The 9,002-nt window shown below is 54.0% G+C and carries 18 protein-coding genes and 1 tRNA gene; 18 read left to right on the top strand and 1 reads right to left on the bottom strand.

All coding sequences use genetic code 11. The annotated features are described in order from the left end of the window. Positions 1-28 precede the first annotated feature (28 nt). The 16 genes from FHC51_RS10820 to FHC51_RS10745 all read left to right on the top strand — a co-directional run bounded on the left by FHC51_RS10820 (position 29) and on the right by FHC51_RS10745 (position 7,480). Positions 29-250 (top strand): hypothetical protein, encoded by a 222-nt coding sequence (locus tag FHC51_RS10820; RefSeq protein ID WP_220435495.1) that lies wholly within the window; start codon positions 29-31, stop codon positions 248-250. Between the two features lie 17 nt (positions 251-267). Continuing rightward, the gene (locus FHC51_RS10815) at positions 268-474 is read left to right on the top strand and encodes a DUF551 domain-containing protein (RefSeq protein ID WP_220435494.1); all 207 of its coding nucleotides are present in this window, start codon (positions 268-270) and stop codon (positions 472-474) included. Positions 475-622: 148 nt separating this feature from the next. Then, positions 623-820, top strand: coding sequence for a hypothetical protein (locus tag FHC51_RS10810; RefSeq protein WP_220435493.1), 198 nt, complete (start codon positions 623-625; stop codon positions 818-820). Further along, positions 817-978 carry a hypothetical protein gene (locus FHC51_RS10805; RefSeq protein ID WP_220436747.1) on the top strand — a complete coding sequence of 54 codons (162 nt, stop codon included), beginning with the start codon at positions 817-819 and terminating at the stop codon, positions 976-978. The genes FHC51_RS10810 and FHC51_RS10805 overlap by 4 nt, the downstream gene beginning before the upstream one ends. Further along, positions 975-1,184, top strand: a complete 210-nt coding sequence (locus FHC51_RS10800; RefSeq protein ID WP_220435492.1) for a cell division protein FtsZ — start codon at positions 975-977, stop codon at positions 1,182-1,184. The genes FHC51_RS10805 and FHC51_RS10800 overlap by 4 nt, the downstream gene beginning before the upstream one ends. A 7-nt stretch (positions 1,185-1,191) precedes the next feature. After that, positions 1,192-1,413 (top strand): hypothetical protein, encoded by a 222-nt coding sequence (locus tag FHC51_RS10795; protein ID WP_255584826.1) that lies wholly within the window; start codon positions 1,192-1,194, stop codon positions 1,411-1,413. Between the two features lie 73 nt (positions 1,414-1,486). Then, the gene (locus FHC51_RS10790) at positions 1,487-1,657 is read left to right on the top strand and encodes a hypothetical protein (RefSeq protein WP_072036738.1); all 171 of its coding nucleotides are present in this window, start codon (positions 1,487-1,489) and stop codon (positions 1,655-1,657) included. Positions 1,658-1,669: 12 nt separating this feature from the next. After that, complete coding sequence (locus FHC51_RS10785; protein WP_220435491.1) at positions 1,670-2,542, top strand: ATP-binding protein; 873 nt, start codon at positions 1,670-1,672, stop codon at positions 2,540-2,542. Further along, positions 2,539-3,039: a single-stranded DNA-binding protein gene (gene ssb / locus FHC51_RS10780; RefSeq protein ID WP_220435490.1), complete on the top strand. Its 501-nt coding sequence runs from the start codon at positions 2,539-2,541 to the stop codon at positions 3,037-3,039. Before FHC51_RS10785 ends, ssb begins: the two co-directional genes overlap by 4 nt. A 518-nt stretch (positions 3,040-3,557) precedes the next feature. Next, positions 3,558-3,887, top strand: a complete 330-nt coding sequence (locus tag FHC51_RS10775) for a hypothetical protein (RefSeq protein WP_220435489.1) — start codon at positions 3,558-3,560, stop codon at positions 3,885-3,887. Then, entirely contained in the window at positions 3,884-4,042 is a 159-nt protein-coding gene (locus tag FHC51_RS10770) for a DUF1317 family protein (RefSeq protein WP_220435488.1), read from the top strand. The genes FHC51_RS10775 and FHC51_RS10770 overlap by 4 nt, the downstream gene beginning before the upstream one ends. After that, positions 4,039-4,590 (top strand): phage N-6-adenine-methyltransferase, encoded by a 552-nt coding sequence (locus FHC51_RS10765; protein ID WP_220435487.1) that lies wholly within the window; start codon positions 4,039-4,041, stop codon positions 4,588-4,590. Before FHC51_RS10770 ends, FHC51_RS10765 begins: the two co-directional genes overlap by 4 nt. 270 nt (positions 4,591-4,860) lie before the next feature. Continuing rightward, positions 4,861-5,079, top strand: a complete 219-nt coding sequence (locus FHC51_RS10760) for a TraR/DksA C4-type zinc finger protein (RefSeq protein WP_220435486.1) — start codon at positions 4,861-4,863, stop codon at positions 5,077-5,079. 281 nt (positions 5,080-5,360) lie between these two features. After that, positions 5,361-5,600: a DUF4222 domain-containing protein gene (locus FHC51_RS10755; protein ID WP_220435485.1), complete on the top strand. Its 240-nt coding sequence runs from the start codon at positions 5,361-5,363 to the stop codon at positions 5,598-5,600. 9 nt (positions 5,601-5,609) lie between these two features. Continuing rightward, positions 5,610-5,984, top strand: coding sequence for a hypothetical protein (locus FHC51_RS10750; protein ID WP_220435484.1), 375 nt, complete (start codon positions 5,610-5,612; stop codon positions 5,982-5,984). Positions 5,985-6,316: 332 nt separating this feature from the next. After that, positions 6,317-7,480 (top strand): site-specific integrase, encoded by a 1,164-nt coding sequence (locus tag FHC51_RS10745; RefSeq protein ID WP_220435483.1) that lies wholly within the window; start codon positions 6,317-6,319, stop codon positions 7,478-7,480. A 15-nt stretch (positions 7,481-7,495) separates the two neighbouring features. Here the strand turns inward: FHC51_RS10745 and FHC51_RS10740 are convergent. Then, positions 7,496-7,572, bottom strand: a tRNA-Arg gene (locus FHC51_RS10740). A 220-nt stretch (positions 7,573-7,792) separates the two neighbouring features. Between FHC51_RS10740 and folD the strand changes: the two genes are divergently transcribed. Then, positions 7,793-8,659 (top strand): bifunctional methylenetetrahydrofolate dehydrogenase/methenyltetrahydrofolate cyclohydrolase FolD, encoded by an 867-nt coding sequence (gene folD / locus FHC51_RS10735; RefSeq protein ID WP_103178543.1) that lies wholly within the window; start codon positions 7,793-7,795, stop codon positions 8,657-8,659. 1 nt (position 8,660) lies between these two features. Next, positions 8,661-8,873, top strand: a complete 213-nt coding sequence (ybcJ, locus tag FHC51_RS10730; RefSeq protein ID WP_023334767.1) for a ribosome-associated protein YbcJ — start codon at positions 8,661-8,663, stop codon at positions 8,871-8,873. Positions 8,874-9,002 lie beyond the last annotated feature (129 nt).

The following is a 9,002-nucleotide window of genomic DNA, read 5'->3' as shown; positions in this document are numbered from 1 at the left end:
CGGCGGTGAATAAACAAAGGGGTGATGAGTGATCGAGCAACTTAAATTTTACATGACTCAGGCATCACCTGAGCTAATTGAAGACCGCCGCGAATACATTGACCGGGTAATCGTCTCCAAGCTAAAGCGAGGAATAGAAGAGCAAAAACTATGGTCTTCAGATATGAGGGCTGAGCCGGACTCAATAGAGCTGATTGCCGCTTATGAGGATGGGCTCAAATTTTTCACAAAGCTAGGTTTTAGCGGGTAACTACAGAGGGTAAGGGTATGGAGTGGGTTAAGTGCAGTGAAAGAATGCCAGAGGTAAGAGAGCGCGTGATTGGATGGAACGGTTATTCAATACAGACGTGTTCTTATGTCAGCAATACATATGCCAAAACTGCGAAAGGAAGGGAGCCGAGATTCGAAATAAACACTGGGATCTGGCATGGAGTAACTCACTGGATGCCACTGCCTAAAGAACCAACAGAATAACCCGCTACGGCGGGTTTTTTATTGCCTTATACCCTGACCCATTCACTGAGTGGCTCAAGTTATGAGACGGCGGCCATCCACCGCCAAAGATTCGCGCATATTGCGCAGGGGTAACGTTCAGCGGCGCGGCTTAAGCGCGGAGATGATTATGAGTAAACCACAGCTAACACCCCGCCTAACTGAGCCAGAGATGGCAAAGCTAGCGGTTAAAACGGCTCAGGAGTTTGTTAATGCCTGCCACTGCCAAAACGAAGATGACGTCTTGCTGGCGCTAAGCTTCTGGCTGAATGTCGGAATGGAAGCAGGCGAGCTTGTTCAGCATGGTCAAAAGGTGGTCCTGCAATGATGACAGTCACCCACAACGGCAAGCAGTACACCGTATCGAAGTTAAACGATAACGAGTGGCGCCTGAGTTCAGTCGATAAGCCTCGCGAGTCATTCACGATGAACCGGGTACAGATGCAGTTGGCCGGTTTGCTTGAGCAGGTGGAGGGAGAGTCATGATCGCCCACTACGGCACCACCCCCATCATTCGCCAGTGTGTTGAGCCTGGAATGATGGCGCTGCACAAAGGACGCACCTACCGCGTGTCAGCTGTCATCCACGAACGCAAATGGGTGTACCTGCACACCGACGCAGAAATCATCCGTGTTAACGATCGTGTGATCGACGTTCTGCTCGACGGCACCGGCCAGCCAATTCAGCACTGAGGTGATTATGCAGAAGTTTGAATATTTCGTGATGGATGGTCGTGCTCAATATGACCTTGAGCGAGCCGCAGTGTTCGAAGCGCTGGGCCAAAAAGAACCGTCGAAAAAGAGCCTGCAAAGAGAATGGGGAGATATGGGCGCATTCCTTGTGCGCGCTCCGGTTACCAGTGTAGACGCATCAGGCAATTCACGATGCGGTGCTTTCGAAGTCGTTCGCGAAATCCAGTAATCCCCCATCCCATTTCACATCTGGCAGCCAATCGGTGCCGGGTGACGCACATTCTGATTTCAGGAGGCAAATTATGGCAGCTGAAACGACAGAGAAAGGCAGCCTGTTACAGCGCCGCATTTATACGCAGCAGGCTCTCTACTTCCGCTTTAAAGGTGACCGGGATCAGATGCGAATGTACCTGAACCTGTCCCGCCTTGAAGTGCTTAACAAACGTTATTTCCTCGGGGGATGCCCCTTCTAAAAGGTACACACTATGAAATTCGAAAAAGCCATGAGAAAGAAAGCCAGGCTACGGCTGGCACTTACCGGGCCAAGCGGTTCAGGCAAGACCTACAGCGCGTTGCTGGTCGCCAAAGGTATCGGCGGCAAGATTGCTTTCATCGACACCGAAAAGGGCAGTGCGTCGCTTTATTCCGACATCGCTGACTTTGATGTGCTTGAACTGGATCCCCCCTTCTCTCCTGAGCGATTCATTGAGGCGATTAGGTCCGCAGAGGATGCCGGGTATGAGACCCTGATCCTCGACAGCATCACCCACGAATGGGGCGGCGTCGGTGGATGTCTGGAATTGGTCGACACAATCGCCAAGGCAAAGTATCGAGGCAACAGCTGGTCAGCATGGAGTGAGATTAACCCTCGCCACCGCCTGTTCCTCGACGCAATTTTGCGTTCGCCAATGCACATCATCGCAACCATGCGTAGCAAAACTGAAACGGCACAGGTAGAAGAGAACGGCCGCAAGAAGGTCGCCAAGCTTGGCATGAAGTCTGAACAGCGCGACGGCGTCGAATATGAGTTCACTACGGTGCTGGACATCGCCCACGAAACACACCATGCGATCGCCAGTAAAGACCGTACAAAGCTGTTCTCTAACTCCGACCCGGTGATCCTCAGCGAAGACACCGGTAAGCGCCTGCTGGAATGGCTTGAATCCGGCGTTAACCAGCACGAAGAAAATCTCAAACAGTTCGTTGCTGATGCGAAAGTTGCCGCAGATATGGAAGCACTCAAGCCGCTATTCGAAGAAGCATGGCGAACACTGCGCGGCACCGAATATCAGGCAAAAGCGAAAGATGTCTATGACATCAGGAAATCAGAACTCGAACAGGCAGGAGCAGCAGCATGAGTAGCAGAGGCGTTAACAAGGCAATCATCGTTGGGCGATTGGGTCAGGATCCGGAAGTGCGTTACGCACCTTCCGGTGCTGCATTTGCAAACCTCACGGTAGCCACGTCGGAGCAGTGGCGCGACAAACAGACCGGGGAGCTGAAAGAGCAAACCGAATGGCACCGCGTAGTGCTGAGCGGGAAGCTGGCAGAAGTGGCTGGAGAATATCTTCGCAAGGGTTCTGAGGTGTACCTGGAGGGGAAACTTCGGACTCGTAAATGGACTGATCAATCAGGCGTGGAGAAATACACTACCGAGGTTCTGGTCGGTGTCGGCGGAACCATGCAGATGATTGGCGGCCGGCAGGATGCAGGCGCTCAGCAGAGCGGTGGGCAGCGTCAGCAGCAGTCTCGCCAACAGCAAGGCGGGGAGCCTGGAGGATGGGGTGTGCCACAACAGGCTCAGAGCCAGCAAGGTGCGCCAATGGACTTAGACGACTCAGATATCCCGTTCTAGGAGCTGAATATGAAGACCTGTTCCAGATGCCATCAGCAGAAGGAAGAAAGGGACTTTCAAATCAGAAGGGCATCCAATGATGGATTAACTGCCGCGTGTCGGGCCTGTCTTGCTGAATACGACAAACAGCGCTCGGGATTGCCACATCGAGTATCAGCCAGGAGGGAGTATCAATCCTCAGATTGCGGCAGAGAACGGTGTAATGCAGCCAAAAAGCGGTTTATTCAGCGCAACCCATGGAAAAGAAAAGCCCACATCATCGTGGGCAATTTTTTGCGCGATGGGAAGCTAACCCGTCCACCGCAATGCGAGTGCTGCGGATCAGAATGTAAGCCTCAGGCCCATCACTGCGACTACGGAAAGCCAACCGATGTGATGTGGCTCTGTAAGTCATGTCATGTCGAATGGCATAAACATAACAAGCCGGTATACCCAGAAGACACCAGGCCGTTTTAACCACCCTGAATTCCAACCAATTTCACCTCACGGAGGCGGGTTAACCACACCCGAAATTCGCTATGCACCACATATCTGGCAGACGCCACTACTCGAAAGAGACGCTTGTTCGGCTGCTGAGCAAGGACAGCAAAAACTTCATCGCTACTTACTGGACAGGCGTTAACCCGGGCGACGGATGCTTTAACGCCGGGATTAACCTGGTCACTCACGAAGCGTTCTACGCAGGCTGGGGTGGCTCGCTGGAAGAGAAAAGCCAGTACATCACTGCAGCTGAGCTGGAGATGGTGAAGGAGATGTGTGATGCGACGCCGTGGGGTCAGGAGTTTGGCGGGAAATGTCTGGGGGGAATGGAATATCGGCTTAAACCTGAAATGAGGGTGACGCAATGAAACACGCTCACGACGACATAGTAGTTCACGGACTTCGCCTGACATTCATTGTCGGGCCTAACGGCTGGCTGATGCCGTGGGGTGATGTTATCCGCAACCAACTCAAGGCGCAGCGACTCGCTGAAGAGTACATCAACAGGCAGGAGGCGGCATGACCGATTACACCGGAAGTAACACGCCTGTAGATCAGCGTGATTTATGGCGCACGCCACCGGCACTGTTTGCAGCACTGGATGCTGAGTTCTGCTTTCAGCTGGACGCCGCAGCAGCGCCGCACAATGCGCTGTGCCGCAAGTTCATCACCGTAGAGCAGAACACGCTGGAAACGCCGTGGGCCGATTACCTCACCATTCCAGGCTATGCGTGGCTCAACCCACCATATAGCGACATCACGCCATTCGTGAAAAAAGCAGCAGCGGAGAGCAAGAACCAGATCGGCACCGTCATGCTGGTTCCTGCTGATACCTCTGTAGGCTGGTTCCGTGAGGCTATCGAGACGGCCAGCGAGGTAAGATTTATCACCGCCGGACGACTGGCATTCATAAACCCGGTCACCGGTAAGCCTGTATCTGGGAACAATAAAGGATCGATGCTCATCATCTGGCGCCCATTCCCAAGGACGCACTGCGAGTTCACGACAGTTGAGCGTGATGTGCTGATGGAGTTTGGCGTGAAACGTATGGCAAGGCGGGAGGCAGCATGACAGCACAAATCACCGGGTCGCTAATGCGACCCCTCCATTTGCTGGCGTTTGCCGTCAGCCGCATCAATGAACAGTTCAGGGAGCACTGATGAAAAGAACAATGCTCGCTATAGCAGCATCCATGTACGCGCTGGCGGCGCCAGTTAAACCGTGGGGCCCGAGCGAAATATCACCTCTGCTTTTTGTAGATAACCGCCACCCGGTTAGCCGTGGCAAAACCGGAGTCGCGGCATCACGTCGGGCAGCCAAAAAACGCAGGAGAGCACGCTAATGGCAGATTTTGCAGACGACGCATCAGCCGTCGAAGAGTTGCAGCGTAATGCTGCGTTGAGTGCTCACAGGATTAACCGTGATGCGGTATCGGCGGTTAAGTGCGAGGAATGCGGCGATCGGTTGCCTGAGGCTTGCCGGAAAGCGTATCCGGGATGCACTACCTGTGTCAGTTGTCAGGAAGAGTGGGAAATTTTAATCAGGCAAGGGAGGGGATGATGGGTTGGCTAAAGAACGCGGTTCTAAACCGCAAGAAGTACAAGTCTCTATCGTGGTGGGAAAACTTCATGGGCGGGCATATCAATATTGGTCCAATCACCATCTACGGTGAAAATGCCATGCATTGGGCGGTAAATATCAGGACTAAGCGCTGGGGTTATGTTTGTTTCCGGCTCCCATTCCGCTCATTCGGAAGATGGCGCCCGCTCTATTTTTACTGCTCACCAAATGGCACGCCGTGGGCTGCGACTTTCAAATTGGGGAAAGTATGAGGTCAGCCAATGTTCAGGATAATCCAGCCTAATACGTGGTATGCCGATTTGTTCGGATCACCATGCAAAATCCTCCGCGCCACTCATGAAGTCGTCCACTACACCCGAAAGGGTCGCCGCGGAATCGCCAGCATGATGCGCTTTCAGAACGAGTTCGAGCCTCTCACCAAAGCAGAGGCCGAGCGTATCGAAGAAGAAATCGAAACAGCAGATCACATTAAACGGCTTCGCGCTATGCGTGCGGCATGAGGAGAGATTATGTCAGATTTGGCAATGAAGGTATTGCAATGGCAGGCGACAGGTAATGTCGGCGTGAGCAGTGCGACGATGGCGTCCATTGCTTTGGGTTTGGATAAGCCATTTTACGGTAGCCATTTCGGCGCGCCGCACGACCCATCCGATATGCTGCGCTGCATGAAGTTACTGGAAGCCATCCCGGAGATTCGCGATCACTTCCCGGCCATCGCCAACCGCGTGCCTACCTTCAAGGGGATCATTGAGCAGTGGGACGCACTGGTCGAGGTAATGAACCGTGAATGCGTTGGTGAAAGATGGCGCGCGCCAGATGCATACAAACTGATTGAAAAGCTGAGGGGTGATGACGAGCCTCGCCGAACAATCAGATTCGACTGACGCAACTGATAGCCAGTTATGAGCTGGCTATTGGGTGCGAATGCACTGCCACGTTATCCCCCTTTCAGCCCTCCATTGTGAGGGCGTTTTTTTGCCTGGAGAAAACCAATGGAATCCTACTCAATTTCATTCCTGGAAGCCTGCGGCATCTGCGGGGTATCCGAGCCAACACTAAGGAAGTGGATCAGATCTGGCCGCTTAGTGGCATCACGGAAATCTGACAAACCTAAATCGCCGTACCTTTTAACCAGGCAGGCCTGCATTGCTGCCATTAAGAATCCGTTGCACACTGTGGAAGTGAGCGCGGGTGATGCACATAAAGAGGAGAAAAAATGTCCATCTTCCGCAGAGGTGAAATATGGTACGCGTCCTACTCGGTCCCGGGCGCTGGCCGAATTAAAGAGTCGCTTGGGACAACGGACAAGCGGCAAGCTCAGGAGTTGCACGACAAACGAAAGGCTGAACTCTGGCGAGTAGATCGGCTTGGTGATTTCCCGGATGTCACTTTTGAGGAAGCGTGCCTCCGCTGGCTTGAAGAGAAGGCCGACAAGAAGTCACTCGACACCGACAAGGCGCGGATGTCTTTCTGGCTTGGTCATTTTGAAGGGGTCAGGCTGAAGGATATAACGGAAGCGCGGATCTACTCTGCAGTCAGCAAGATGCAGAACCGTAAGGCCCGGGAGATATGGGAAGGGAAAGCCGAGTCGGCCAGGAAGAAAGGCAAGGAAGCGCCAGCGTTCGAACCGAAGCAGGTCACCACCTCCACCAAGGCCAAACATTTGGCCCTGATGAAGGCGATCCTGCGTGCGGCAGAGCGTGACTGGAAGTGGCTGGAGAAGGCACCGGTTATCAAAGTGCCGGCAGTGAGAAACAAGCGCGTTCGCTGGCTGGAAGCTGAAGAAGCGAAACGCCTGATTGATGAATGCCCCGAACCGCTGAAGTCGGTTGTTAAGTTTGCGCTGGCAACCGGGCTTCGGCGTTCGAACATCATCAACATGGAGTGGCAACAGATCGACATGCAGCGTCGTGTTGCCTGGGTGAACCCTGAGGACAGTAAATCAAACCGCGCTATTGGCGTAGCGCTGAATGATACCGCCTGCCGGGTATTGCGTGACCAGATCGGGAATCATCATAAGTGGGTGTTCGTCCATTTGAAAGCAGGACACCGCACGGATGGGTCGTTAACGCCGTCGGTCAGGAAAATGCGGGTTGATGACCAAAGCGCCTGGAATGGAGCATGCCGTCGCGCCGGCATAGAGGATTTTCGCTTTCACGATCTGAGACACACCTGGGCGAGCTGGTTGATTCAGTCCGGCGTTCCGCTGTCAGTTCTGCAGGAGATGGGAGGCTGGGAAAGCATCGAGATGGTCCGTCGATATGCTCACCTGGCACCAAACCATTTAACCGAACATGCGAAGCAAATTGACTCAATTTTCGGGGTTGATGTCCCAAATATGTCCCACGAGGAAAAATGCGAAGCGGGAGGATTCAAGTAACTTGTTGATTTGAAATGGCACGCCCTAAAGGATTCGAACCTTTGACCTACGGCTTAGAAGGCCGTTGCTCTATCCAACTGAGCTAAGGGCGCACAGAGAAGAAACTTCGCAGTGGTGAAGCGCGTGGAATTATACGGTCAACTCCGGTTGAGTCAATTGATTTTAGTACAATCCTCTTTCAGTTCATACCCATGCCCCTCCTCAGCGCCGCTTAACAGGAAAATCCGCAAAGTGTGACTGACAGCAGCGCGCGCTTCTGACAAAATATGCTCATCCCCCCTTTCACTCCTTACAGACGGAATCTTCTCTCTGATGGCAGCAAAGATTATTGACGGTAAAACGATTGCGCAGCAGGTGCGCTCTGAGGTTGCGGAAAAAGTGGCAGCACGTCTGGCCGCAGGAAAACGCGCCCCTGGGCTGGCGGTTGTGCTGGTCGGCAGCAACCCGGCTTCACAAATTTATGTCGGCAGCAAACGTAAAGCGTGCGAAGAGGTCGGCTTTCTCTCCCGCTCTTACGATCTGCCGGAAACTACCACGGAAGCAGAGCTGCTTGAGCTGATTGATACCCTGAACGCCGATAAAGCAATCGACGGCATTCTGGTCCAGCTGCCGCTGCCTGCGGGCATCGACAATGTGAAAGTGCTGGAACGTATTGCGCCAGACAAAGATGTAGACGGCTTCCACCCGTACAACGTGGGCCGCCTGTGCCAGCGCGCGCCTCGCCTGCGTCCCTGTACGCCGCGCGGCATTGTGACCCTGCTGGAGCGTTATAACATCGACACCTACGGCCTGAACGCCGTGGTGATTGGCGCGTCCAATATCGTCGGTCGCCCAATGAGCATGGAGCTGCTGCTGGCTGGCTGCACCACCACTGTGACCCACCGCTTTACTAAAAATCTGCGCCAGCACGTCGAAAATGCTGACCTGCTGATCGTGGCGGTCGGCAAGCCGGGCTTTATCCCGGGCGAGTGGATCAAGGAAGGCGCCATTGTGGTGGACGTGGGGATTAACCGTCTGGAGAGCGGCAAAGTGGTCGGCGACGTGGTATTTGACGATGCCGCCGCCCGTGCCTCTTATATCACCCCGGTTCCGGGCGGCGTAGGCCCGATGACCGTTGCAACACTGATTCAGAATACTTTACAAGCATGCGTTGAGTATCACGACGTAGAGGAAGCGTAAGATGGCGACATTTTCATTAGGTAAACACCCGCATGTTGAGCTGTGCGATCTGCTAAAGCTCGAAGGCTGGAGCGAGAGCGGTGCCCAAGCCAAGATCGTCATTGCTGACGGTCTGGTCAAAGTTGATGGCGTGGTGGAAACCCGCAAGCGCTGCAAGATCGTAGCCGGACAGACTGTGAGCTTTGAAGGTCAGAGCGTGACCGTAACGGCCTGAGCCGTCTGATGCCCGGCGGCGCTGCGCTTGCCGGGCCTACGTACGGGCTCTGTCTGTAGGCCGGGTAAGGCGCCAGCCGCCACCCGGCAATTCTCTTCACCATTCCCCCACGACCATCACGGTTAATTA

The sequence above is a fragment of the Leclercia sp. EC_58 genome (genome assembly GCF_019584355.1).
GTDB lineage: Bacteria > Pseudomonadota > Gammaproteobacteria > Enterobacterales > Enterobacteriaceae > Enterobacter.
Note: the sequence above shows the minus strand (reverse complement) of the source record. Positions and strands in the feature narration are given on the sequence as shown.